The organism is Streptomyces sp. CBMA29, assembly GCF_014596445.1.
In the GTDB taxonomy this organism is placed as follows: Bacteria; Actinomycetota; Actinomycetes; order Streptomycetales; family Streptomycetaceae; genus Actinacidiphila.
This window is the reverse complement of the sequence record NZ_MECL01000082.1, coordinates 1-25,784: the sequence shown is the minus strand read 5'-3', so window position 1 is coordinate 25,784 and position 25,784 is coordinate 1. Positions and strand designations below refer to the sequence as shown.

Here is a 25,784-nt window from a genome sequence, read left to right as displayed (position 1 = left end):
CACTGGTGCCTCCCGCCCTGTTGCGCGGTGCGCCGCCGCCGTACGGTCAGCGCGCTGCCGACGGCCAGCAGCAGCGCGGCGAGACCGGCCGCGGCGAGCACGCTGGTGCCGGTGGCGGCCAGCGAGCCGCCGCTGCCGCCGGAGTCCGTACCGCCCGCGGAACCGGCGGAGCCGCCGGAGCCGGAAGAACCGGAAGACCCGCCGGTGGAGCCGCCGCCCGAGGGCGTGATCGGCGCGAGCGCGTGGGTGAGCGTGGTCAGCGGGGTGCCCGCGAGCGCCGGGACGGCCTGGGTGCTGGAGCGCAGGTCGGAGTCGCCCGCCACGGCGGTGATCCGGAAGCCGCCGTCCTTGTTCTGCGTGGTGCGCAGGAACTTCTGCCCGTCGCGGGCCTGTTGGGGCCGGATCTTGTCGGTGGCGAGCAGCGCCTGGACGGCGAGCGCGGTGGAGTTGCTGCTGACGCCCGCCGCGCCCTGGTAACCGCCGCTGGACTGCTGGGCCTTGACGAGATACGTACGGGCCTTGGTGACCGCGTCCGCGTGTCCCGGCACCAGGACGAGCGCCTGGAGCGCGTAGCCGGTGGTGTCCACGTCGGAGGCGCAATCGGCGCCCGGCGCGTTCAGCGTGGAGGAGAAACCGCCGTCCGCGCACTGGAGTTGGAGCAGCCGGTCCACGGTGGCGGCGGGCGGGGTCTGGCCCGCGCGGGCCAGGGCGAGGACGCCGAGGGCCTGCGAGACCGTCGAGTACGCCTGGTCGAAGTCGCCGGGGGCGGTGCAGGAACCGTCCTCGGCGGCGGCCGTGCAGACGTGGCCGCTGAGCGTGCCGATCAGGTCGAAGCCGCCGAAGTGCCGCGGGTCCTGGCCCATGACCTGGGCGAGCACCGCGAGTTTGGCGGTGGCGCCGCTGTACGGGCCGGGGTAGGCGGAGGTGCCCGCCGGGTCGGCGTAGTCCGCGACGTGTCCCGCGAGGTAGCCGGTGACCTTGGTCAGCGTGGGGTCCTGGCCGCCGGTGGAGGCGAGCGCGAGGGCGAGGTCGGCGGTCAGGCCGTAGTCGGGGCCGTAGGTGTTGGCCAGGTGGTCGCCGCCGTCGAGCTGCTTGACGAGGTACGCGGCGCCGTCGGCCGCCGCCTTCTGGTCGGCGAGGTCGCGCAGCAGGGTGCCGAAGGACGTGCCGACCGCGCCGCCGACGGCCTGTGTGGAGGCGCGTACGTCGGACTGCTTCTGGTCGGTGTCGGAGGCGACCTTGAAGCCGCCGTCCGCGTTCTGCTGCGCGGCCAGGAACGCGCGGGCCTTGGCGATCTGACCGCCGTACCCCGTGCCGCCCAGGGTGAGGCCCTGGACGGCGAGGGCGGCGGAGTTGACGGAGTCACCGGCCGCGCCCCGGAAGCCGCCGTCGGTGAGCTGCTTGCTCGCGATCCAGGCCGCGCCCTTGGCGACCGCCTTGGCCGCGGCGTCGCCTGGCACCAGGTCGAGGGCCATCATCGCCATCGCCGTGCTGTCCACGTCGCTGTCGCCGCCGGCCGGGATCAGGCTCGGCCAGGCGCCGTTGGAGTTCTGGAGGCTCTCCAGGTACGCGACCGGTCCCGCCGCCTTGGCGGTGTCACCCGCGCGCAGTTGGGCGATGACGCCGAGGGACTGGGAGAACACCGAGGTGGCGTAGGCGTAGTTGTTCTTGGCGGCGCAGCCGCCCGAGGTGTCGGCCGCGGCGCAGATCGTGGCGTCGAGCGCGGCGATCAGGTCGTGGCCGCCGAAGGCGCGCGGGTCGTTGCCGGTGACCTCGGCCGCGACGGCCTCCTTGGCGAGCGAGCCGCCCTGCGCGTAGGAGGTGCCGATCAGCGTCCAGTCGTCGATGCCGCGGCCGGAGCCGTCCTTGCCGTGCTGGAGGAAGTCGGTGATCCCGGCGAGGGTGTCGTCGGCGCCGCCGGTCGCGGCCAGCGCGAGCGCGCCGTCGATGGTCAGGCCGAAGTCGGCGAAGCCGGTGTTCTGGCCCGCGCTGGACTCGTAGTAGTGGCCGTCCACGAGATTGCCGCGGTTGATGAGGTACGCGACGCCCTTGGCCAGGTCGGGGGTCGCCGCGGCCGGGGTGGTCGGTCCGGTCGTGGGCGCGGTGGTCGGCGGGGTCGTCGGCGCGGTGGTGGGGGGCGTCGTGGGCGGGGTGGTCGGCGGGGTCGTCGGGGTGTCGCCGTAGGTGAGGCTGCCGAGGTCGCTGGAGGTCACGGCGAGGACGGCGGCGGTCGAGGCGTACAGGTCCGGGTCGGTGCCGCCGGAGCCGTCGGAGGCGAAGCCGCCGCTGTCGGTCTGCCGGACGGCAAGCCAGGAGCGGGCGGCTGCCGCACGGTCGGTCTGTGCCAGTACGGTCAGCGCCTGGGCCGCGTACGCGGTCGTACCGGTGTCGCCGGAGGAAGCGCCCTCGTACGCGAGGTAACCGCCGTCGGCGGACTGCGACTTGGTGAGGTACGCCCGCGCCTTGTCCAGGACGTCGCCGGTGCCGGGCAGGTGCTTGAGGGCGACGACGGCGTCGGCGGTCGTACCGGTGTCGGAGGTGCAGCGCTCGCCGGGCGAGAGCATCGAGCCGGAGAATCCGCCGTCGGCGCACTGCATTCCGGTGAGCCGGTCGATCGCGGGCCGCGGCACGGTGGCGCCGCCGCGGGCCAGCGCGAGCAGGGCGCGGGCCTGGGTGCTGGGCGAGAACGCGCCGTAGAAGTCACCGGCCGCGGTGCAGTTGCCGAGGCTTCCGGCCGCCGCGCACACGTTGTCGGTCAGGTCCTTGAGCAGATCGTGGCCGCCGACGGAGGTGGGGTCGCCGCCCAGGATCTCGGTGAGCAGCGCCAGGCTGGCCGCCGCGGCCGGGCTCGGCACGGTGACCGTGGAGTCCGGGAGCAGGTAGTCGTCGGCGTGCGCCGTCAGATAGGCGTCGATCGCGCGGATCGTGACGTCGGGGCCGCCAACCGCCGCGAGCGCGACGGCGGTGTTCGCGGTGGCGCCGAAGTCGGTGCCCCAGCCGTCGAAGACGTGGTCGCCGTCGGTGAGTTGCTTCGTGAGCCAGGTGGCCGCGGCCGCCACGTCGGCCTGTCCGCCGGGACCGGTCGGGGGCGTGGTCGGCGGCGTCGTGGGCGGGGTGGTCGGCGGGGTGGTGGTGTCGTGGGCGCGGACGGAGTCCGGTGTGAACGAGGGACCGCCGGTGCTGCCGCCGATGTCGGTGGGGCCAAACACCCACGCCTCGACCTCGCCGTCCTGCGGCTTGTCGCTGAGCGCGCCGAGCGGGCTGTACGACCAGGTGTCCTGTCCCTTGGGCGCGATCCAGAACGACCAGTACGCGTTCGCGGGCGGGGTCAGGACGCACGCCTCGTCGGCGGTCGTCGGGTACTGCGTGCCGCTGTCGAAGCCGTCGTTGCCGATCCGGCAGATGAAGCCGGGGCCGTCGTGCACGGTGCCGGTGGTGGTGAATCCGGCGTTGTGCAGCAGGTTCATGCCCGTGGTGGGGTGCGCGTCGCAGCCGCGCAGCACCGGGCCGTTCCAGTGCCCGTAGTCCACCGCGACGATCGCCCCCGAGGTGGGTGTGCAGTCGCCGATCGGGTCCGCGCCCGCCGGGGTCGCCACCGAGACCAGTCCGGCCGTGAGGCTGCCGAAGGTCAGCGCCGCCGCGGTGAGCAGGACGACGATGCGCGGCCGTCTGTGACGGCGGCGCGGGACAAGACGAAGCACGGGTGGCCCCCCGGGTCGGCCGACGGGGAGGGCGGGCCGCGGAGGCGAGGCGGCCTGGCGCTTGACGCGGCCGTCCTGTCGTCCGTGCCGTAGTCCTCGACGGCGATCGTGACTTGCTGCTCAGCGCAGGTGATCCGGCTCGCCCGCCTCGCGGAGGGCCTACGGTTGCGGGTCAGCGCCGGACTTGGACCGGCTTCCCCTGGCTGCTGAATCGGACATGCGAATCGGAAGTGCGAATCGGAAATGCGTTTCATAGCACCACGTCACCGGGTGCGCCGTCAACGTGGCGGGCAGTTGCCTTCGCCACTCCCCCGCGCCCCTTACAGAACCGCTGAGCCGCGCTAGCCTCGCACCGTCGCCGACTGGGGGAATCCGGTGAGAGTCCGGAGCTGACGCGCAACGGTAGGGGCCGCCTTTCGCGGTGGTCCGAGCCCGATCACCCGCTCGGTGACGCAGCACGTGCGGAAGCCTGACCACGCGTTCGGGCGGCGACCGCCTCGGCGCGGGCCGGTCGCGAGGACAGCCGTGGGCCGGGGCGCGAGGCGCCCCCAGCCAAGGAGAGTCCTCCACCCATGACCGTTCCTGAGACCGTGACCTCCCGCACCGCCCGGCGCCGGGCACTCGCCGTCGCCGTACCGCTGACGGCCTGCGCCCTCCTCTTCGCCGCGACCGCGCCCGCGCGGGCGACCTCGACCCCGGCGCAGATCGCCACGTCCAAGGCGAACGGCGTCGCCTATCTGAAGACGCTTCAGGCCGCCGACGGCTCGTACGCGGGCAGCGGCCTGTCCAACGAGTGGGCGTTCAGCGCCTTCGCCGCCGCGGGCACCGCGGCGGCCGACGTCTACCCGGGCGGCGACACGACGAAGAACGCCCGGACCGTCTACCGCGCCCTGCTGGCCACCGCCGCGTGGCCGTCCGCGTCGCCGGTGGTGACGGACTACGAGCGCGGCGCGCTCAACGCGTACGCGGCGGGCATCGATCCGGCCCGCGTCGGCACAGGACGCAATCTGATCGCAGACATCGCCTCGTACTGGCAGACCGCCTCGCCCGGCTACTTCGGGCCGCCCGCCAACTTCAACGGCACCGTCTTCGGGCTGCTGGCGCTGGCCGGGGCGAAGACGCAAGCCGGCGGGCAGCGCGTGCCGCAGGCCCTGCTCGACGCGTCGGTGGCGGTCGTGCGCGCCAACGAGCACACCGACGGCGGCTGGAACTACGCGAAGGCGGCGGGCGATCCGACGCAGCTCGGCACCGCGAGCGACATCGACATGACCGGCGCGACCCTGGCGTCGCTGTGCTCGTCCGGGGTGCCCAACACCGACACGGCCGTGGTCGCGGGCAAGAACTTCCTCAAGGGCAAGCTCGTCAACGCCACCGGCGCCTTCAACTCGATGTTCGGCGCGAACACCGACTCCAACGGCTGGGCCGTCTCCGGCCTGAACGCCTGCGGATTCAACGCGCAGGGCACGGACTTCACCACCGCCGCGCACAAGACGCCGATCGACTTCCTGCTCGCCCAGCAGTTCAGCCCCGGCGGCGGCTTCCGCTACCTGCCCACCGACACGAGCCCGTCGGCGTACGCCTCGATCGACGCGGTCCGCGCGGTCGCGGGCGGCGGCTTCACGGCCGCTCCCCCGGCCCCGGTCACTCCCGGCGCGCCCGCCTGGGCCGCCACCACCGGCTTCACCAGCGGCTCCACCAGCACGCTCGCGCTCGTCGTGGACAACGGCAGCGGTCCGCTGAAGGTGTGCTCGGTGCCGGTCGCGGCGACCGCTACGACCACGACGCTCGGTGCGGTCCTGGACGCGGCGGCGACGTCCGCGACGCCCGGCGGCTGCGTCACCGCCGTCACACCCGCCACCGGCACGGGCACGGTCACCGCGCTCAACGGCACCGCCAACTCCGGTACGGCGACGTGGAAGTCAAGCCTGGACGGCTCGGCGCTGACCGCCGCTTCGCGCGGCACGACCGTCCACCTCGGTGACACGGTCTACCTGCGGTACGGAAGCTGACCGGCTCCGCCGGTTCGACGCCGTGGAGCGCGTGGGCCAGGACCTCGGCGCCGCGCACGACGCGGGGTCACGGCCGGTTGACGTAGGCCGGTCCGTCCAGGACCCGCACGCGCCCGCGGACGGCGGGCGGTTCGGCCCATGAGGGGTGGCCGGTCAGCAACTCGGCCTCCTTCAGGGTGCGTTCAGACGGGAAGTCGCACGGCGGCAGCATGATCGCTTCCGGCGGGGGCCCGCGCGGCAGAGGGGAAGCGCAGGAGAGAACAAGGCCGGGTGCCACGGGTTGATCGCGGCGCCCGGCCTTGGCTCAGGGGGATTGCGCGGGCTTCAGCCCGCGGCGGCCGTCAGGCGTTCCGGCGGGCGGCGAGCGGCGTTCAGCCCCATGGTCCGTGCCCGGCGGAGCCGACGGTCAGCGGCCCGATCGCCAGGCTCGGCCGCCCGCTGGTGCCGTGTACCGCACCCGCCGGGACCCGGACCGTCACCTCGCCGTTCCCGCGCGGGGTGACGGTGAACGTCCAGGTCGTGCCCGCCGCGCCGGCGCCGTTGGCGGTGAGGCCGGCGACTGTGCCGTTGGACACCCGCAGGTCGGCGGCGGTCAGGCCGGTGACCTGCTGGTCGAGGGTGAGCGTCACCGGGATGGGCTTCCCGCGTGTCGCGCTCACCGCCGTGGTGACCAGCGAGCCGGTGGGCGTGTCGCCGACCCGGTACGCGCCGCCGCACACGCCCGTCAGCAGCGGGTCGGCGGCCACGGACCGGCTGGCGGAGGTGCTGAGCACATGGCAGCCGACGCCGACGCGCACCGCGAGCCTGCCGCCGTCCTGCCGGGTCGCGCTCTGGGCACGGCCGTCCACGTACACCGTCGTGCCCCGGTATCCGTCGGTGACCGGCACGCTCACCGTGGCGACGGAGTTGCCCGGCACCGACACGCCGAGGTCGGTGCGGTCGCCGACGCGGTGGAAGGACGCGCCGACCGTGCCCTTGACGGTCGGTGTCGTCACCGAGCCGTACGTCTGGTCGCCCGGCTGCGGCCGCACGGTGAAGGTGTCGTAGCCCGGCGTGGACGGCGCGATGCCGTACATGTCGCGCGGGATGACGTACGAGGGGGCGGTGGCCCACGGGTGCGACCACGTCATGTTGCTCTTCTCGGCCGGGTCCCACGCCTCACCGGTGGCGCCCGCGCCCAGGTCGATCATGTGCAGCCAACTGTTGGTGTCGTGCGAGGTGAGCAGGTCGAGCGCTTCCTGCGCGTGGCCCGCGTTGTACAGGCCCTGGAGCAGGAAGCCCGAGCAGTAGACGCTGCACGCCATGCCGCGCGAGGTGAGGTACGACGCGACCGCGTCGTACTGCCGCTGGCTCGCGGGGACGCCGAAGGCGGCCGGGAACGCGGTCGCCTGGACCGCGAAGTGCCCGGTCGGCTTCATGTCGGCGCTGAGCCCGTCGTCGTACGCGCCCTTGCCGGCGTTGTAGAACGCCGAGTTGAGGGTGGTGCGCAGACGGTTGGCGACCGTGGTGAAGTTCGCCGCGTCGGCGCTCTTGCCGAGGGCGGTGGCGAGGACCGCCATCTGCGAGAAGTTGCTGTACGACAGGGCGCCCAGGATGGTGTTCTTCGCGGCGAAGACATAGCCGTCGCGGCTGCCCTCGGGCCAGTCCACGATGGCGTCCGACTGGTCGATGGTGCCGAGCGCCGCGTTGTAGTCCTTGCTGAGCAGCTTGGGCACGAGCGCGTCGTACATCCGCTTGACCTGGTCGGTGGAGCCGGTCTGCCGCCAGTTGTCGTAGACGGACGTGATCACGTAGAGCGGCCATTCCTGCGGCCAGGTGCGGTGGTTGGCGAAGTAGTCCATCGAGTAGACGCCGAGGGTCGGGTCGTCGCTGAGGTAGAGGCTCGCCAACTGGTGGATGTAGTTGTCGGATTCGTACGGTCCGCGCTCGCGGGTCCAGGAGTCGACGTAGAAGTTCTGGTTGGTGGTCTCCACGGTGTTCTTGGCGAGCTGCCAGACCGAGACGAGATCCGGGTCCGAGGAGGTGAGTTGGGCGCCGCTCTCGTCGAACGGGTAGACCATGGCGAGGGCTTGGAGATTGTCGGCCGTGACGGGGACGGGCGAGTTGAGGACGTCGAGGTAGCGGAAGACGCGCATGCCCCAGGTGTCGACGCTCTGGGTGCCGCCGCGCAGGGTCACGACGTCCTGGTACTCGTTGCCCGCGCGCAGCTTGTAGCGCACGGTCGCCGGGTCGGACAGCTCCTCGCCGTACCGGAGGGTGACCTTGCGTCCCGCCGTGCCGGGCAGGGTGAGGTGGACGCCGCCCTGCCAGGTCTGGCCGAAGTCGACCAGGTAGTTCCCGTTGCCCTTGTCGGTGATCTTGACGGGCCGCCTGAGCTGTTCCTGGACCTTGCCGAAGGGGGTCGGCCGGAGGTCGGTGAACGCGGTCTTCGCGGTGGCGGCGGTCCACGCGGAGTCGTCGTACCCGTAGCGGCCGAAGCCGTCCGGGTAGCGGCTCATCGTGATGTCCTCCTGCGGCATGTTCCAGTAACTGGTCCCCGTCGACTTCGCGGACGGCCAGATGTCCGCCCCTGACATGCTCGTCCAGTCCGGTCCTGTGCCGACCGTGCTCGTGCTGCCGTCGGTGTAGCGGATCACCAGATACGCCTGGAAACGCTGGTCCTTGGTGGTGTACGCGACCGCCGACAGCGCGTGCCCGGCGCCGCCGGACCGCAGCGCGGCCGTCACGTCGAAGCCGTCGTAGCGGGTCTCCTTGTCCAGCGCCTCGGTCGGGCCGAGACCGACGAACCGCCCGTCGAGATACAGCTTGTAGACGTACTGCTTGGCCGCGTCGAAGGAGGAGCCGGTGGCGAAGACGGAGGCCCAGGCGACCTGCTTGGTCCGCTTACCGCTCGTGTCGAGCGTGAAGTCGTGGCGCAGCAGAGCCCAGTCGTTGGTGGTGTGGGAGCTGAGGCAGTCCGTGCCGGTGCCCACGGCGAGCGCGCCGTTCTGCACGGTGCCGCACGGGAAGGGCGCGCCGGTCGCGCCGAAGTCGTTGGCGTAGAGGGTCTTTCCGCTGTCGGCCGCCGCCAGGCTGGTGACGGTGACGTCGTCCGCGGTGCCCGTCTCGGTGCTGCCGGTACGGAATCCGATGCCGCCCTCGGCGAAGGCGGTGTCGGTCCTGGTGTCGACGACCTTGCCGTCAAGGAAGGTGGTGAGCGTCGAGCCGACCGCCTCGATGCGGACGTCGTGCGTGGTGCCGACGGCGAGCGTGGTGTTCAGCGGTACGGGCGTGCCCGCGCGGAAGGTGCCGTTGGTCTCGACGTGCGGGACAAGGGTGTTGGGGTTGCTGGTGTCCGACGCCCTGAACTGCCACATGTAGCCGTTGCGGACGTCGGGCGAGCGGAATCTCACCCCGAGCGCGACCTTGGTCACGGTCAGTTTCACGTCGAGGCGGTAGTCGGTCCAGGTGTCGACGGCGGGCGGCGCGGACCAGATCGGCGCGCTTGTGCCCCAGGTGGCGCCGGGCCCGGTGCCGAAGGTCGCGGGGGCCGACCACGCGGTGGCCCTGCCGCGCTCGTCCCAGACCCGTACCGACCAGGAGTAGCGCTCGGCGGTGCGCAGGGCGCCGCCGCCGTACCGGATCGCGGTCGCGGCGGCCGAGGCGACCTTCGCGCTGTCCCACACGGTCCGGCCACGGCCCGACTCGCCCTCGGTGACGCGGAGTTCGTAGCCGGTCTGACGGCCGACCCCGGACTGCCAGCCGAAGCCGACGCTGCCGGCGGGATCGACGTCCACGGGAGCGGCCAGCGATCCGACCGTCAGGTGGGAGGGCGCCGACGCGCCGCTGTTCCCCACGCCTGCCTGGTGTCCCGAGCCCGGCGCGCCCGGCGGTGCGGCGCTCGCGGGCCCGGCCAGCGGCTGGACCAGGACCAGGGCCGCGAGGGCCGAGGCCGTGGCCAAGAGGGACACCAGTCTTCGACGCATCGTCACAGTCCGTCCACGGAAGGGGATTGAATCGTTTCACTTCATCTGCTAGTGACGTTACGGACGCGTGAACGGGTGTGTCAAGACTCCCGACGCCGGGAGCCGGTGGGGCCGTGGGCCTGTCGGCCCGTGAGCCCGTGAGCCCGTGAGCCCGTGGGTCAGGACAGCACGCGGTGGCGGAAATTGCGCAGGCCCAGCGCGAGGAAGACGGCGCAGGCGGCGATCAGGACCGGGTAGACGGCGAAGAGCGACATGTGGGTGGACTCGGTGAAGGCGGCCCGCATGCCCTCGGTGATGTAGATGAGCGGGTTGACCAGGACCAGGATCTGGAGCCAGTGGAAGCCGCCGAGGTGGACGAGGGAGAGCTTCGTCCACTGGTAGTAGGTGCCGCCGAGGAAGACCAGGGGCAGGACGACGAAGCCGAACATCACGCCGATGTTCTGCGGCTGGAAGGTGGTGCCGAGCATCAGGCCGAGCGAGGTCATGGCGACGCAGGCGAGCGGGATCAGGGTGACCACGATCCACCAGTGGACGGTGAGATGGGCGTGGACGCCGGGCGCGTGGACGACCGCGGCGATCGGGAAGACGATGACCGCCGAGATCAGGGCCTGGACGGCGCCCGACAGCACGCGGGCGACGGCGACCAGCCAGATCGGGCAGGGTGCCTGCACCCGGTCCTCGATCTCGCGGGTGTAGCCGAACTCCTGTGACATCTGGATCGCGACGGACTGGATGCCCTGGAACATGATGCTGATGGCGACGACGCCCGGCACGAGGACGGTGGCGAAGTCCGACTCGCCCGTCGAGCCCCCGGCGCCGCCGATGCCCTGCCCGATGGTGGGGAAGACGTAGAGGAAGACGAAGACCAGCAGGAACGGCTGGACGAGCGTCCGGGCGACGAACTGGCCGAAGCTCTTCCACAACACCCGCAGGTCCCGCCGGACCAGCGCGCCGAGCGCGGTACGGCTGGCGGCGGCCACGGAACGGCTCGGCCGTACGGTGACCGGGCGGTGCGTCGGGGACAGCGGCTGGGAGGGTCCGGCCGGTGGTGCGGTCATTCCCTCAGCTCCTTGCCGGTGAGGCTGATGAACACGGTCTCCAGGGAGCTGCGCACGATCGACAGGTCGACCAGTTCGAAGCCGCCCCGCTCGGTGCTGGCGACCACGCGCGGCAGCAGGCGTTCGTCGCCCTGGACCTGGAGTTCGACGCCGCCGTCGACCAGACGGGTGCGGACGGCGCCCTCGATGTCCCGGGTGAGGCGGGCGGCGAGGGCTTCGTGGTCGCCGCTGGCCAGCACGGTGACGATGGTGTCGGCGCCGACCCCCTGCTTGAGGGCTTCGGGTGTGTCGAGGGCGAGGATCTTCCCGTGGTCGATGATCGCCACCCGGTCGCAGAGCTGGTCGGCCTCTTCCATGTTGTGCGTGGTGAGCACGATGGTCTGGCCGTCGGCGATGAGCCCGGCCAGGATCTCCCACAGCGCGAGCCTGCTCTGCGGATCGAGACCGGCCGTCGGTTCGTCCAGGAAGAGGACGGCGGGGCGGTGCATGATCGCGCGCGCCACCAGCAGCCGCTGCGCCATGCCGCCCGACAGATTGCCCACGGGAGAGGCGGCCCAGCGCGACAGACTGAAGCGTTCCAACGACTCGTCGGCCAGCTTGCGCGACTCTCCGGCGGAGATTCCGAACAGCAGCCCGTGGTAGTAGAGGTTCTCCCACACCGTCAGCGAGCGGTCCAGGGTGTTCTGCTGTGTCACGACCGCGATGATCTGCTTGGCCAGCGCGGGCTGCGTGACGACGTCGATGTCCCCGACGTACGCCTTCCCCCCGGTGGGGACCACGCGTGTGGCGAGCATGCCGATGGTGGTCGTCTTGCCCGCGCCGTTGGGTCCGAGGAGTCCGAAGAACTCCCCGGCGTAGACCTCGAGGTCGAGGCCGTCGACCGCCATGACGGGCGCTTTGGGATACCGCTTGGTGAGCCCGACCGTACGGATCACCGGGGGCCGGCCGCCGCCGGGGCCCGTCCGCTCCACCGCTGCCTCGACCGTCATGTCCCACCTCCCGGCTCCGCTCGACCCGCATGCCCGTCCGGCGCCCGGCCCGCGCCCGTCCGCTGCCCGATCCGTACGCCCGGCCCGCGCCCGTCCGCTGCCCGATCCGTACGCCCGCGGCTCTCGTCATCGAAACACGCCCCTGCCCGCGCGGCTCGCGACAACGGTCCGACCGGGGGACGTCGGCCGACGCGGGCTGCGGCGTTTATGATGATCGCGAAAAGCGGACCGCCCGCCTTCCGGCGGGGTCCCCGGCCGCCGTCGCAGGGGCCGTGAGCGGCCCGAGGAGCCGGGCCGGGGAACAGGACCGGCGCATATGCCCAATGGCTGCGGATTCCCAAAGCGGCAGTACACGGTTGCGAAGAGCCAGTAAAGGACCCATTCGGGAAACTCGTACAGGATTCAAGGGAATGACGGCGTGAATTCATTCATTCTCACACCATCCGGGTGTTCTGAACATTGATCCGGAGGCGGCCAATAGAGGCTCCGGCGGGTTCGGCCGAGGGGCGCGGGACGGGCGCGTAGGGGGGACAGCGCATGACCGATACCCCACGGGCGGACATACCGGATTCGCAGCCGGAACGTCGCCGTATGTGACGGGGAAAGGCGGACAGGACGCTACTTACGGGGAGTGTCGCGACACAAGGCGGCGGGCGGGTGCGCGGCGGGGATCGACGCCGAAGTGCGGCCTCGCGGGAAGTCGATGACGCACTCATGTCACACGCGCCCCACTCACCCCAGTGGCTCTCTTCGAAATCCACCACGCCGCTATGGACATCTTGATTTGTGCTGCGTCATGAATGAGAATTCGTCCAATTGAGCGGCACGGAGTACACGCAATAGAGGCCCGCCGCGCACACCGGGGCCTCGCGCGGCGGGACAGCACACTCACCCGCTCCGTTACCGACAGTAGCCGGGGGTAAACCGTTGGAGTTCTGCATACTCGGGCACCTCGAAGTCTCGGCGAACGGGCGCCCGGTGCAACTCGGCGGTGCCCGCGAGCGGACGGTACTGGCGATGCTGCTCCTCGAGGCCGGTCATGTGATCCCGGTGGAACGGCTCATCGACGCCGTGTGGGGCGACGACCCGCCGGCGACCTCGCGTGGCCAGATCCAGATCTGTATCTCCAACCTGCGGCGGCGCATCGTCACGGGCGGCGGCGAGGACCTGATCGAGACCCGGCGGCCCGGCTATCTGCTGCGGGTTCCCGCGGGCACGCTCGACCTGCACCGGTTCGAGGCCGAAGTCCACGAAGGGCAGGCCGCGTTGGCGGCCGGGGACCCGGCCGGGTCGGCCCGCATCCTGCGGGACGCGCTGGAGCTGTGGCGCGGGCCCGCGCTCGCCGACGTGGACAGCACGCTGGTGCAGCAGGGAGTGGGGCGGCTCAACGAGCGACGGCTCGCCGTGCTCGGTGAGAGCCTGAAGTCCGGGCTGATCGCGGGTGAACAGCACCGGCTGATCGGCGAGTTGACGTCCCTTGCGGCCGAGTATCCGCTGCACGAGCACTTCAGGGCGCTCCTGATGATCGCGCTCTACGCGGCGGGGCGGCAGGCGGAGGCGCTGGACGCGTACCGCAAGGTGCGTGAGGAATTGCAGAGCGAACTGGGCATCGATCCGGGCAGTGAACTGCGCGGCCTGCACCGGGCGATGCTCGCCGGTACGTTCTCGCTGCCGGGCGCGGAGCCGGACGAGACGACGTCGGGGCGTTCGGCGGGCCGGGACACCCGGGACCACGACGGTCAGGGGCGTCAGCCGCAGCACCGCGAAGAACAGCGGCGTGCCGAACACGGGCGGGACGAGTACCGCGCGGACGAACACCGCCGCGACGACCGGTACAGCGGCGACCGGTACGACGACGGCCGGTACGGCGACCGGGACGATCCGATGGGCAGCGCGCCCGCGGAGTCGGCCCGGCCTCCCACCTCGGCGGGCGCCCCCATGCCCGGCGCCCGCGCCGACCCGGAGGGCGCCCCGGATCAAGCGCGGGACCAGGCGCGGGACCAGGCGCGGGACCGAGCACGGGCCCAGGCCGATGGGCAGTCCGCGCACCAGCCGCCGGCCGAGGAGCCCAAGCGGCGCGCGCCGAGCCTGCTGCCCGCCGACATCCCGGACTTCACCAGCCGCAGCGAGACCGTGAACGACATCGTGCGGCAGATCGGCGGTGACCAGCGCCACCGCAGCGACCAGGCGGTGCCCGTCTGCGTGATCGTCGGACAGGGCGGCGCGGGCAAGACGACACTGGCCGTGCATGTCGCGCACCTGCTCACCCAGGACTTCCCCGACGGCCAGCTCTTCGCGCACCTGCGGGTCGGCGACCGTCCGGCGAACCCGTCCGACATCCTGGAGCGCTTCCTGCGAGCGCTCGGTGTCGTCGGCCCCAGCCTGCCCAAGTCCCTTGAGGAACGCGCAGAACTTTTCCGCGACCTGGTCAGCGGACGGCACGTACTGGTCGTGCTGGACGATGCCATGACGGAGCGTCAGGTCACCTGGCTGCTGCCCGGAAGCGCCGACTGCTCGGTGATCGTGACGAGCCGTCAGCGGCTCACCGGCCTGCCCACCGCGGGCCGGGTGGAGATCGGCGCGCTCAGCGAGAGCGGGGCCGCGGCGCTGCTCGCCCGCTACATCGGTGAGGCGCGGGTGGTCGCGGAGGCGGAGAGCGTCACCGAACTCTCCCAGCTCTGCGGCCGGTTGCCGCTGGCGTTACGGATCTCGGCGGCGCGGCTGGCGGCCCGTCCGCACTGGAGCGTCGCCGACCTCGTGGACCGGCTGCTCGACGAGTCCCGCAGGCTCGACGAGTTGAACCACGGTGAGATGCAGGTCAGGGCCAGCATCTCGCTGACGTACGACAGCCTGCCGGACGACGCGCGGCTGCTCTTCCGCCGTCTCGCCCTGCTCGATGTGCCCAACTTCGCCGCCTGGGTGGGCTCCCCGCTGCTCCAGGTCGACGTGCTGCGCGCGCAGGAGGCGCTCGAAGTCCTGGCGGAGGCGTATCTGATCGACGCCACGCCCGGTCCCGGCGGCCATGTCCGCTACAGCTTCCACGACATCATGCGGCCGTTCGCGCAGGAGCGGCTGGCGGAGGAGAGTTCCGAGGAGCGGCTGGGCGCGCTGGAGCGCTGGCTCGGCGCGCTGCTGTCGCTGACCGGTGAGGCGCACCGCCGCGAGTACGCGGGCGGCTATCTGGAACGCCGCAGCTCGGCGGAGCGCTGGCGGCTGCCCGACCGTCTGGTGGAGCGGCTGCTGTCCGACCCGCTGGCCTGGTACGAGCAGGAGCGTACGTCGATCGTGGCGGCCGTGCGGCAGGCGTCGGCGGCCGGACTGGTCGAGCACTGCTGGGACCTGGCGCTCAGTTCGGTGACGCTCTTCGAGGCGTACTCGTACTTCGGCAACTGGCGCGAGACGCACGAGATCGCGCTCAAGGCGGCCTGCCGGGCGGGCGATCAGCACGGCGAGGCGGCGATGCGGTACTCGCTGGGCTCGCTGCACATGTTCGAGCAGAGCACGGACCCGGCGATGCGGCAGTTCGAGCGGGCCCACACGCTCTACCACGAACTCGGCGACGAGCACGGCGCGGCGCTCGTACTGCGCAACATGGCCTATCTGGACCGGCTGACCGGTGACATCGCGTCGGCGCAGGAGCGGTGGGAGGAGGCGCTGGGCGTCTTCCAGGTCACCGGCGACCGGATCGCCGAGGCGCACGTCCTGCACAACATGGCCCAGGTGCACGTGGACTGCGGTGAAACGGCCACGGCGCTGCGGCTGTTGGAGCGCGCCGAGGCGATCTGCCACGAGGTCGGCAACCGCCGGGTCACCGCTCAGGTGCAGAACCGGCTGGGCGCGCTGCACCTGCGGGTCGGGCGGCTGGACGAGGCGCACGTCGCCTACACCCGTGTGCTGGACAGCGTGCGGGTCACCGGCGACAAGGTCGGCGAGTGCTACGCGCTGCTGGGTCTGGCGACGGTCGACCTGCGCCGCGGCGAGCCGGGTTCGGCGCGGGCGATGCTCACCGAAGCGCTCGAACTGGCGGTGCGGGCTGGTGCCCGCATGGTGGAGAGCCGGATCGCGCTGGCGCTCGCCGAGGCACTGCTCACCTCTGACGTCGAGGCGGCGCCGGAGTACGTCGAGCGCGCGCTGACCGGCTTCGAGGCGATCGGCGCGACCCTGGACAAGGCGCGCGCGATGGTGCTGCGCGGCCGGGTGCACGCGGCGGCCGGCCGGCCGCAGGGCGCGCGTGCCGACTGGCAGGCGGCGGCGGGCATGCTGACCGGGCTGCGGACGGACAAGGGCGGTGTCGCGCTGGTCGAGGAGGTACGGCGGCTGCTGCGTACGCTGGCCGACGGGGGCGCCGACGCGGGTGTCGCGGCGCAGCTTCCGGCGGAGGCCGAGCTGCGGAGCTGAACGGCCTGCGAATCGCCGGGAGTTGGGGGAACGCCTGCTCCCGGCAGGGGACCTGCCGGGTCGGCGGTGTTTCCGGTCGGCGTGAAGGTGCGGCCGACCGGGCGTCGTGGAGCGGTGGAGCGGGGGCGCCCGCCGGTGCGGGCAGGGAGAATCCGGGCAGCCGGCAGCACCGGGTGTCACGGGGCGTTACGGGAGGGAAGGCGCCCAGCCGTGTGGGCGGCCCGGGTGCACGGGCGTCATGGTGCGCAGGTACCCGAGAGCGCGGGCGGGCGGGGGTGCCGGATCTCCGACGGTGCGGGATGCCCGCGTCGGCACGGGCTTCGTGGGGAGACGATTCGCCGGATCGGACCGGGGCGCCGTGAGAAAGGGCTCATCCGGCCGACCGAGCGGCGGTCGTCGTGGGGTGGAGCGGTGGAAGCGGTGGTGCGCGGTGCGGTGGTACGGGGTGCCGGGCCGCGTGGGCCGCGGCGGAGGTCAGTCCCAGATGGTGTTGTCCGTGGAGGCGGTGGGGGTGGGGGTCGGCTTCGGCGTTCCGCCGTCGACACGTACGACCGAGGTGTGGCCGTTCGTGGACGAGTGCGTCGAGGTGACCGCGACGGCGACGCCGCCCGTGAGGGTGACGAGCAGGGCGGCGGCGGTGATGCTGCGGCGGAAGGCGCGAACCGTCATGATGCCATCTCCAAGTCTGTGGGGCCGCCGGTTCAGGTGTCCCGGTGGCTCGATGACTTCATGGTTCGGCGGACCGCTTTCGGTCCGTCCTCGCCCGGCTATCACGGTCGCTATCACGGCGCTCTCACCCGACCGCCGCAGGCCGGCGCGGGGCTCGGCCCGGCGGTCCGGCTCTCGCCCCGCCCTCGTTTCGCTATCGTCGCGGGCCGCCGGTCCTATCGTCCCGGCCCGCCGGAGCGATGGCGGAACGATAGGGGCATCCCCCAACGTCGTGGCCACCCAGGCGCGGCACCGCAAAAGGCGCGCCCGAACCCGGAGGCGGGACCCCGTGAGTCTTTGCGTGCACATCGTGGACAGTGCGTTCGGCGTACCGGCAGCGGACGTCGACGTCCTGCTGCGCCAGCCCGCCGGAGACGACTGGCGTGAACTGGTGCGCGGGCGCACCGGTCAGGACGGGCGGCTGGCCATGCTCGGTGACCGGAACATCTCGCCGGGCATCTACCAGGTGGTCTGCGACCTGGACGCGTACTACGCCGTCCTCGGCTCGCTGCCCCTGCACCCCCGGGCCATCGTCGAGTTCCGGGTGACCGAGTCCGACGCGGACATCCACCTGCCGATCGTGGTCTCCACACACTCCTTCCTGAGCTATCGCGGCGCCTGAGGCGCCGCGACTACCCCTTGGCGAGGGCCGGTTGACGCGGGAACAGATCGGCTCCCAGCTCCCCCCTCGCCCGTCCGTCGTCCAGCAGGGCGCCGACCGTGGCCGCCGGCTCGGTGGCCGCGCGCAGCGCCCCGAGGGCGATGGTCCGCAGTACGGCGGTGACATCCTCCTCGCCGAGCACATCGGGGTCGGACCGCAGCGTCAGCTCCACCTGGTGAGCACCGTCGGCGTTGACCCGGAGATAGAACGGGTGGCCCGCCTCGCGGGCCGGGGTCGTCCAGGTCAGGGACGCGTCGGACGGGATGTCGGCCAGGACCCGCGCCGGCGCGGACGGCAGTGAGGATGCTGACGGTACGTCAGCGGACGGCTCCGATTCCGCCACGTAGTTGAACCAGCAGTCGTGGACGAAGAGCGAGCCGTCGGGCCCCGGGGCCTGCGCGGCCAGCCGCGCCGACGCGTCGACGTCGTAACTGCCGTGGCGGTAGGCCAGCAGCGAGCTGAGATGCGCGCGCTTGAGGAAGCCGGACAGCGGCGCGTCCGGGTCCACCGCGCAGAGCAGCGGCACGAGTTGGTTCATGGTGCTGACGACGGGCTGCCACAGCGGGTCGAAGCGGTTGGCGCACATCAGGCTCAGCATGATCCGGTTCCGGGACAGCACCCCGGAAAGTGCCGCGCCGGTCAGCGCGGTCAGGACGCTCTGCGGCGACACCCGGTGCGCTGAGGCGGCGTCCGCGACCAGCGCGGCGAGCCGGGGGGAGCGCAATGTCGCCTGGATGCGGCGCTCGTCGGAACCGGGCGTCCGCGCGGGCAGATTGCTCAGCGGGCCGCCCGCCAGGATCTTCTTCCAGTACTTCTCGGCGCCGCGGCGGTGGCCCGCCCAGGCGTCGCCGTGCTGGAGCGCGGCCAGCTCGCGCGGCGCGGGCCCCGGGCGGCCGTCGGCCGCCGGGTCCCCACCGCCCCTTGCCGCCAACTCCTTGAGCTGCCTTTCCAGTTCGCGGATCGCCCAGACGTCCACCACCATGTGCGACATCGACACGGCCAGATAGCGGGGGCGGCCCGCGGCGCATATCAGCGTGCCGTGCCAGCCGGGGTCGCCGACGACGGGGAAGGGCCGCGCGTACAGCTCGCGCAGCACCCGTGCGCCGTCCTGCGGGGTCACCGACGGCAGGTCCAACCGGTCCAACCGGAGCGGGACTTCGGGGTGGACGCGCTGGAAGGGCCGGCCGTCGGCATCGGTGTGGAACGTCGTCCGCAGGCTGTCGTGACGGTACGTCAGGACGCGCAGGGCGCGGTCGATCGCGGGCGCCTCCAGTCCCTCGACGTCCCACAGCGCGGGGACGTTCACCTCCATCAGCCGGTCGGTGGCGAAGGTTTCTATCGAGCGCCAGGTCGACAACTGGCCGAAGGTGAGCGGGGCGTCGACGGACATGGTCCCTCCGTGGCATGAGGTGGGGCACGAGGCGTGGCGTGAAGTGGGGGCGCGGCGCGAGGTGAGGCGCCGAGGGGGCTTGGGGGCTGCGGTCGGACGCGGTCGTGCGGCGACCGGACGGCGGTCGTGCGGCGACCGGACGGCGGAAGGCGGGTGGGCGGTCGGCGGTCGGCGCGCTACGGGTTCGCGTACGGCCCCTCCCCCCGCGCCCGTCGGCGCGGGGAGGAAGGTGACGAGCTGCGCGGAGCGTGGAACACGACGGCTCAGCGACAGACGGTGCCGCGCGCGTGGCTCACGGCCGTGCAGACGACCCGGGTGCAGACCACCCGCGTACAGACCACCTTGCGCATTTACTTCACCTCCTCCCGCACATCGCTCCTGACGGTTTTCCGGCGGCCCTTTCGCCACATCACACACTTATTCATGGGGCGCTTCTCCATGTCCATACGCGCGCGTTGGCATCAAGTTCGCGGTATTCCCTGCCACCGCGTTCCGGGCGAACTTCCTTGACCCGCCAGGGCCGTGGAGTCCACGCTTCTGCCATGCCCGGAACAGCCGGGGCCACCGGTGAAGACCACACCGGCCGCCCCGGTCGTATTTCCCGGTCCTGAACAGCGGAATGCGTTTCCCGAACTGCCAGGACCGCACGAAGAGAAACACGAAGAAGCAATTCTCGGCAATGCGCCGCAGTGCGTGCGATGCCGTGCGACGCCGGGCGACGCGTTCTGGAACAGCCAATCCTCGAAAGGTGGGTCATGTCCGCTCTGACTGAACGGTCCACGGCCGCGGAGCCGGTCGCCGTCATCGGCATGTCCTGCCGGCTGCCCGGCGCGAAGAGCCCCGAGGAGTTCTGGCGGCTGCTGAGCGAAGGCCGCGAAGCGGTCGGCGAGGCCCCGGCGGACCGGCGCCAGGCGGACGGTTCCGCGGCCGGTACGGCGGGAACGGCGGCGGGCGCGACGGCGGACGGAGCGGTGGACGGCACGGGCCGGACCAGGCGCGGCGGATACATCGCCGACGTGGACCGTTTCGACGCCGCCTTCTTCGGCCTCTCCCCGGCCGAGGCCGCGGCGATGGACCCGCAGCAGCGGCTCGTCCTGGAGCTGGCGTGGGAGGCGATCGAGCACGCCCGGATCGTCCCCTCGGCCCTGCACGGCACGGCGGCCGGAGTCTTCATCGGCGCCATCACCGGCGACTACGCGCTGGTCCACGACCGGCTCGGCGGCCAGGCGATCAGCAGGCACAGCGTCACCGGCACCCACCGCAGCATCATCGCCAACCGGGTCTCGCACCTGCTCGGCCTGCGCGGCCCCAGCCTCACCGTCGACTCCGGCCAGTCCTCCGCCCTGGTCGCCGTACGGCTGGCCTGCGAGGAGCTGCGCCGCGGCACCGCGCGGACCGCGCTGGCGGGCGGTGTGAACCTGAATCTGCTCGGCGAGAGCGACCGCGCCCTGGAACGCTTCGGCGCGCTGTCCCCCGACGGCCGCTGCCACACCTTCGACGGCCGCGCCAACGGTTACGTACGCGGCGAGGGCGGCGGTGTGGTGCTCCTCAAGCCGCTGTCGGCCGCGCTCGCCGACGGCGACACCGTGCACTGCGTCATCCTCGGCGGCGCCGTCAACAGCGGCACAGGAGAGCACCTGACCGTCCCCGACCCCGAGGCGCAGCGCGAGGTCGTCCGGCTGGCCTGCCGTGACGCGGGAGTCGAGCCCGCCGAGATCGCCTACGTGGAGCTGCACGGCACCGGTACGGCGGTCGGCGACCCGATCGAGGCGGCCGGTCTCGGGTCCTCGCTGGAGACCGGGTCCCGGGTCGCGCACGGCGCCCCGCCGCTGCTGGTCGGCTCGGCCAAGACCAACGTCGGCCACCTGGAAGGCGCGGCCGGCATCGTCGGCCTGCTGAAGGTGGCGCTCAGCATCGGCCACCGCACGCTCCCGCCCAGCCTGAACTTCACCTCGCTCCACCCGGCCATCGCGGCCGAGCAGCAGGGCATCGAGGTGGTCACCGCCGCCCGTCCGTGGCCCGGCTCCCCCGACAGCCGCCCGACCGCGGGCGTCAGCGCCTTCGGTATGGGCGGTACCAACTGCCACCTGATCCTGGCGGCGGCGCCCGCGACCGTGCCGGACGAGACCCTGCCGGACGCGACCCTGCCGGACGAGACCGCGGCGGACGACAGCCCCGAGGTCCGGCGCGACTCCGAAGCCGCCGCGGCCCCCGCCACCCCCTGGCTCCTCTCGGCCCGCTCCGCGCGCGGCCTGACCGCCCAGGCGGACCGGCTCGCCGCCCACCTCGCCACGCGCCCCGACGTACCGGCGCGGGACGTCGCGCTGTCCCTGCTGCGCACCCGCTCGGCCTTCGACCACCGCGCCGTGGTCCTCGGTGCGGGCCGCTCCGAACTGGACACGCTCCTGGGCGAGTTGGCGGCGGGCCGACCGAACAGCGAGGTGATCACCGGGCACACCGCGTCCGGCGGCGTGGGATTCGTCTTCCCGGGCCAGGGCTCCCAGTGGTGGGGCATGGCGCGCGAACTCCTGGAGATCGACGGCCCGTTCGCCGACCGGATCGCCGAGTGCGCCCGCGCGCTGGCCCCCTACACCGACTACGACGTGGTGGACGTGGTGCGCGGCGCGCCCGGCGCGCCCGGCTTCGAGCGGCTCGACGTGGTGCAGCCCGCGTTGTGGGCCGTGATGGTCTCGCTCGCCGAGGTGTGGCGCGCGGCCGGGGTCGAACCGGACTTCGTCATCGGCCACTCGCAGGGCGAGATCGCCGCCGCGACCGTCATCGGCGCGCTTTCCCTGGACGACGGGGCCCGCGTGGTGGCCCTGCGCAGCCAGGTGCTGCTCCAGGTCACCGGCGGCCGGATGCTGTCGGTGTCCGCGCCGCTCGGCATGGTCGAGGAACGGCTGGCGGCCTACGGGTCGGCGACCCTCAGCGTGCTCAACAGCCCCGCCTCCGCGGTCGTCTCCGGCCCGCTGGACACCCTCACCGAGCTGGCCGCGAGCTTCGACGCCGACGGTTTCCGCACCAAGGTCCTCAAGATCGACTACGCCTCGCACTCGCCCGCCGTGGACGTCATCCGCGAGCAGGTGCTCGACGTGCTCGCACCGGTCCGGCCGGTCGCCGTCGACACCCCCTTCTACTCCTCGCTGACCGGCGGCCGGGTCGAGGACACCTCGGAGCTCGACGGCGGCTTCTGGTACCGCAATCTGCGCCACGCCGTCCGCTTCACCGACGCCACCCGCGCCGCGCTCGCCGACGGCAACGCCCTGTTCGTCGAGTGCAGCCCGCACCCGGTGCTGCGGCACGCGATCGAGGAGACCGCGGAGGAGGCGGGCCACGAGGCCGCCTCCGTGCCCACCCTGCGCCGCGAGGAGGGCGGCCCCGCGCAGGTGCTGCGCGCACTCGCCGGTGCCTACGCACACGGCGCCGAGGTCGACTGGGCGCCCGTCGCGGCCGTACCGGGAGCCCGTACGACGGACCTGCCCACGTACGCCTTCCAGCGCGAGCGGCACTGGCTGGGCGGTGCGCCGATCCTCGGCGCGGCGGCCGGTCCCGGTGTCGCTGGCGCCGCGGGACCGTCGGACGCGGACCGGACGCCCGCGGCGGTCCGCACGCCCGAGGCCGTACGCGATCTGGTCACCGCGAGCACCGCCGCGGTCCTCGGACACGCGGACGGCGGCGCGATCGACCCGCGCCGCAGCTTCAAGGACCTCGGCCTCGACTCGCAGGGCACCGTCGAACTGCGCAACCGGCTCAAGGACGCCACCGGTCTGAAGCTGCCGACGACGCTGCTCTTCGAGTTCCCGACGCCGAAGCGGCTGGCGGAGCGACTGGCCGAGCTGACAGCGCGGTCGACGCCGCGGGCGCCCGAGGAGGACGGCGCGGACGTGCGGCCCGCCTCCAACAGCGTGACCAGCGGCGGCACTTCCGCCGGCATCGCTACCAACGCCTCCGCCGACTCCGTCGTTGACCCCGACGCGCCCGAGCCGATCGCCGTCGTCGCCATGAGCTGCCGCTACCCCGGCGGGGTCAGTACGCCGGAGGAGCTGTGGCAGCTCGTCGCGGACGGCACCGACGCGGTCACCGGGCTGCCCGCCGACCGCGGCTGGGACCTGGACGCGCTGCTCGGCGCGGGCCCCGACCGGCCCGGCGCCCTGACCACCGTCGGCGGCGGATTCCTGCACCAAGCACCGGAGTTCGACGCCGCCTTCTTCGGCATCAGCCCCCGCGAAGCGCTCGCCATGGACCCGCAGCAGCGGCTGCTGCTGGAGACGTCCTGGGAGGCCGTCGAGCGGGCGGGCATCGACCCGGCCACGCTCGCCGGGCAGCCGGTCGGCGTCTTCTTCGGCTCGATGGCCTCCGACTACGGCCCCCCGCTGCACCGGCCCAACGGCGGCGGTGACGGCCACCTGCTCACCGGTACGGCGCTCAGCGTCATCTCCGGCCGGGTCGCGTACACCCTCGGCCTGCGCGGCCCCGCGCTGACCGTCGACACGGCCTGCTCGTCCTCCCTGGTCGCCCTGCACCTGGCGGTCCGCGCCCTGCGCGGCGGCGAGTGCCCGATGGCGCTGGCGGGCGGCGTGACGGTGATGTCGACGCCCGGCAACCTGGTGGAGTTCAGCAGGCAGCACGGACTCGCCGCGGACGGCCGGGCCAAGGCGTTCTCGGCCGACGCGGACGGCACGTCCTTCTCCGAGGGCGCGGGGGTGCTGCTGCTGGAGAAGCTGTCCGACGCCCGCCGCAACGGCCACCCGGTGCTCGCCGTCATCCGCGGCACCGCCGTGAACCAGGACGGCGCGAGCAACGGCCTCACCGCGCCCGACGGACAGGCCCAACGCGCCCTCGTACGGCAGGCGTTGGCCGACGCGCGGCTCACGGCCGACGACGTGGACGCCATCGAGGCGCACGGCACCGGCACCTCCCTCGGCGACCCCGTCGAGGCCAACGCGCTGATCGACACCTACGGCAGCGCCCCGGGCGGCGCCGACCCGGCTGCCGCGCGACCGGTCTGGCTCGGCTCGGTGAAGGCCAACATCGGCCACACGCAGGCCGCCGCGGGTGTGGCGGGCGTCATCAAGATGGTGCAGGCGCTGCGCCACGAGACGCTGCCGCGCACCCTGCACGCGGACGAGCCGACCCCGCGCGCCGACTGGGACGCGGGACGGATCAGGCTGCTCACCGAGCAGCGGGCCTGGCCGCGCGGGGAGCGGGTCCGCAGGGCCGCCGTCTCCTCCTTCGGCATCAGCGGCACCAACGCCCACGTGGTCGTGGAGGAACCGGCCGCAGCCGATCTCCCCGCCGAGCGGACGGACCCTCAGGACAAGCTTGCACAGGGCCTGTTGGCCTGGCCGCTCACCGCCCGCAGCCCCGAGGCGCTGCGGCACCAGGCCCAGCGGCTGACCGGGGCCGTGACCGGCAGGCGTCCCTCGGACGTCGCCCGCACGCTGGCCGGCCGTACCGTCTTCGAGCACCGCGCCGTCGTCCTCGGCTCCGGAACCGACGAGCTGATCGCGGGACTGCGCGCCCTCGCCGACGGCGACCCGGCCGGACCCGGCACCGTCTCCGGTACGGCCAGGAGCCGTGCCCGGACGGCGCTGCTCTTCACCGGGCAGGGCGGTCAGCGACTCGGCATGGGACGCGAACTGCACGCCGCCTTCCCGGTGTTCGCGGCGGCGTACGACGAGATCTGCGCGGCCTTCGACCCCTACCTCGACCGCCCGCTGCGCGAGGTGCTGTGGGCCGAGCCCGACGGACCCGACGCGGTCCTGCTGGACGAGACCCGCTACACCCAGCCCGCGCTCTTCGCCTTCGAGACGGCCGCGGGGCGGCTGCTGCGCTCCCTCGGCGTCGAGGCCGACGTCGTCGCGGGGCACTCGGTCGGCGAATACGCGGCGGCCTGCGCGGCCGGGGTGTGGCAACCGGCCGACGCCGTACGGCTGGTGGCCGCGCGCGGCCGGCTGATGCAGGAACTCCCGCGCGGCGGAGCGATGTTCGCCGTCGCCGCGAGCGAGGCGGAGATCCGCGGCACCCTGGCGGAACCGGCTTACGCGGGGCGGGCCGTGGGCCTGGCCGCCGTCAACGGCCCGCTGAGCTGCGTGATCTCCGGTGAGGAGCAGGCGTGCGAGGCCATCGCGCGGCAGTGGGCGGACGCGGGCCGCCGCACCAAGCGGCTCACCGTCAGCCACGCCTTCCACTCGCCGCTGATGGACCCGATGCTCGACGCCTTCCGGCGCGAGATCACCGCGACCGCCCTCGCCGAACCCCGACTTCCCTACGAGGCGGCCCTGGGCGCCGACCGCTCCTGGACCGACCCCGCCTACTGGGTGGACCAGATCCGCGACACGGTGCTCTTCGCGCCGGTCGTGGACCGGCTGGCCGCCGCCGGTACCGGCGTGCTCTTCGAGGTCGGACCCCAGGCCGTGCTCACCCCGATGGCCCGCGAGAGCCTGGCCGGGCGGCCCGGCAGCGTCGTACCGCTGGTCCGGCGCGGCCGGGACGAACAGGACGCGTTCCTGCGGGGCCTGGCCGAGGCGTTCACCGCCGGAACAGCCGTCGACTGGGCCGCCACCGCGGCGGACGGCGCCCGTACCGAGCTGCCCACCTACGCCTTCGACCGGCGCCGATTCTGGCTCACCGACGCGGGGCCCGACGCGGGCGCGACCGCCCGCACCTCGCTGCTGCGCCGCGCGACCACCGTCGCGGCCGACGGCGGCCATCTGCTCGGCGGACGGCTCTCGCTGCGCTCCACGCCGTGGCTGGCCGACCACGCCATCGGCGGCACCGCCGTCGTACCCGGCACCGCGCTGGTCGAATGCGCCCTCCAGGCGGCCGAGTTGGCCGGGGCCGGGGCGGTCGGCGGACTCACCCTGCTCGCCCCGCTCACCCTGCCGCCGCTGGGCGCGGTCGAG

11 protein-coding genes and 2 riboswitches are annotated in these 25,784 nt (G+C 72.9%); of the genes, 4 read left to right on the top strand and 7 right to left on the bottom strand.

Going from position 1 to position 25,784, the window contains the following annotated elements:
• Positions 1-3,701: prenyltransferase/squalene oxidase repeat-containing protein (locus BGM09_RS38830; RefSeq protein ID WP_317452676.1), on the bottom strand; the 3,701-nt coding region annotated here is incomplete at its 3' end.
• Positions 3,702-3,807: 106 nt separating this feature from the next.
• Positions 3,808-3,941: riboswitch (cobalamin riboswitch) on the bottom strand.
• A gap of 76 nt (positions 3,942-4,017) precedes the next feature.
• Positions 4,018-4,164: riboswitch (cobalamin riboswitch) on the top strand.
• 109 nt (positions 4,165-4,273) lie between these two features.
• Here BGM09_RS38830 and BGM09_RS12600 point away from each other — a divergent pair.
• On the top strand, positions 4,274-5,710 hold the full coding sequence (locus tag BGM09_RS12600; protein WP_188281620.1) for a hypothetical protein: 1,437 nt from the start codon (positions 4,274-4,276) through the stop codon (positions 5,708-5,710).
• Positions 5,711-5,777: 67 nt separating this feature from the next.
• Here BGM09_RS12600 and BGM09_RS12595 read toward each other — a convergent pair whose 3' ends face one another.
• The 4 genes from BGM09_RS12595 to BGM09_RS12580 all read right to left on the bottom strand — a co-directional run bounded on the left by BGM09_RS12595 (position 5,778) and on the right by BGM09_RS12580 (position 11,722).
• A complete protein-coding gene (locus tag BGM09_RS12595) occupies positions 5,778-5,921 on the bottom strand; it encodes a hypothetical protein (protein ID WP_188281619.1) in 144 nt (47 codons plus the stop codon).
• A gap of 160 nt (positions 5,922-6,081) precedes the next feature.
• Positions 6,082-9,651, bottom strand: coding sequence for a family 78 glycoside hydrolase catalytic domain (locus tag BGM09_RS12590; protein WP_223186737.1), 3,570 nt, complete (start codon positions 9,649-9,651; stop codon positions 6,082-6,084).
• 182 nt (positions 9,652-9,833) lie between these two features.
• Complete coding sequence (locus BGM09_RS12585; RefSeq protein WP_188281617.1) at positions 9,834-10,733, bottom strand: ABC transporter permease; 900 nt, start codon at positions 10,731-10,733, stop codon at positions 9,834-9,836.
• Positions 10,730-11,722: an ATP-binding cassette domain-containing protein gene (locus tag BGM09_RS12580; protein ID WP_188281616.1), complete on the bottom strand. Its 993-nt coding sequence runs from the start codon at positions 11,720-11,722 to the stop codon at positions 10,730-10,732. Before BGM09_RS12580 ends, BGM09_RS12585 begins: the two co-directional genes overlap by 4 nt.
• 978 nt (positions 11,723-12,700) lie before the next feature.
• Here BGM09_RS12580 and BGM09_RS12575 point away from each other — a divergent pair.
• The gene (locus BGM09_RS12575; protein WP_317452677.1) at positions 12,701-16,120 is read left to right on the top strand and encodes an AfsR/SARP family transcriptional regulator; all 3,420 of its coding nucleotides are present in this window, start codon (positions 12,701-12,703) and stop codon (positions 16,118-16,120) included.
• A gap of 474 nt (positions 16,121-16,594) precedes the next feature.
• On the opposite strand, the gene BGM09_RS12570 is transcribed toward BGM09_RS12575, so the two are convergent.
• Complete coding sequence (locus BGM09_RS12570) at positions 16,595-16,789, bottom strand: hypothetical protein (RefSeq protein WP_188281614.1); 195 nt, start codon at positions 16,787-16,789, stop codon at positions 16,595-16,597.
• Between BGM09_RS12570 and BGM09_RS39170 the strand changes: the two genes are divergently transcribed.
• Complete coding sequence (locus tag BGM09_RS39170; protein ID WP_411158296.1) at positions 16,761-17,450, top strand: hydroxyisourate hydrolase; 690 nt, start codon at positions 16,761-16,763, stop codon at positions 17,448-17,450. The genes BGM09_RS12570 and BGM09_RS39170 overlap by 29 nt on opposite strands.
• Before the next feature lie 10 nt (positions 17,451-17,460).
• On the opposite strand, the gene BGM09_RS12560 is transcribed toward BGM09_RS39170, so the two are convergent.
• Positions 17,461-18,879, bottom strand: coding sequence for a condensation domain-containing protein (locus BGM09_RS12560; RefSeq protein WP_188281612.1), 1,419 nt, complete (start codon positions 18,877-18,879; stop codon positions 17,461-17,463).
• A 755-nt stretch (positions 18,880-19,634) separates the two neighbouring features.
• On the opposite strand from BGM09_RS12560, the gene BGM09_RS12555 reads away from it, so the two are divergent.
• Positions 19,635-25,784, top strand: a 6,150-nt coding sequence (locus tag BGM09_RS12555; RefSeq protein ID WP_188281611.1) for a type I polyketide synthase, incomplete at its 3' end; no start/stop codon positions are given.

Coding starts and splice junctions, on each gene's coding strand:
- BGM09_RS12600 (WP_188281620.1), top strand. CDS start 4,274: ATGACCGTTCCTGAGACCGTGACCTCCCGCACCGCCCGGCGCCGGGCA.
- BGM09_RS12595 (WP_188281619.1), bottom strand. CDS start 5,921: ATGCTGCCGCCGTGCGACTTCCCGTCTGAACGCACCCTGAAGGAGGCC.
- BGM09_RS12585 (WP_188281617.1), bottom strand. CDS start 10,733: ATGACCGCACCACCGGCCGGACCCTCCCAGCCGCTGTCCCCGACGCAC.
- BGM09_RS12580 (WP_188281616.1), bottom strand. CDS start 11,722: ATGACGGTCGAGGCAGCGGTGGAGCGGACGGGCCCCGGCGGCGGCCGG.
- BGM09_RS39170 (WP_411158296.1), top strand. CDS start 16,761: ATGCTGCGGCGGAAGGCGCGAACCGTCATGATGCCATCTCCAAGTCTG.
- BGM09_RS12570 (WP_188281614.1), bottom strand. CDS start 16,789: ATGACGGTTCGCGCCTTCCGCCGCAGCATCACCGCCGCCGCCCTGCTC.
- BGM09_RS12560 (WP_188281612.1), bottom strand. CDS start 18,879: ATGTCCGTCGACGCCCCGCTCACCTTCGGCCAGTTGTCGACCTGGCGC.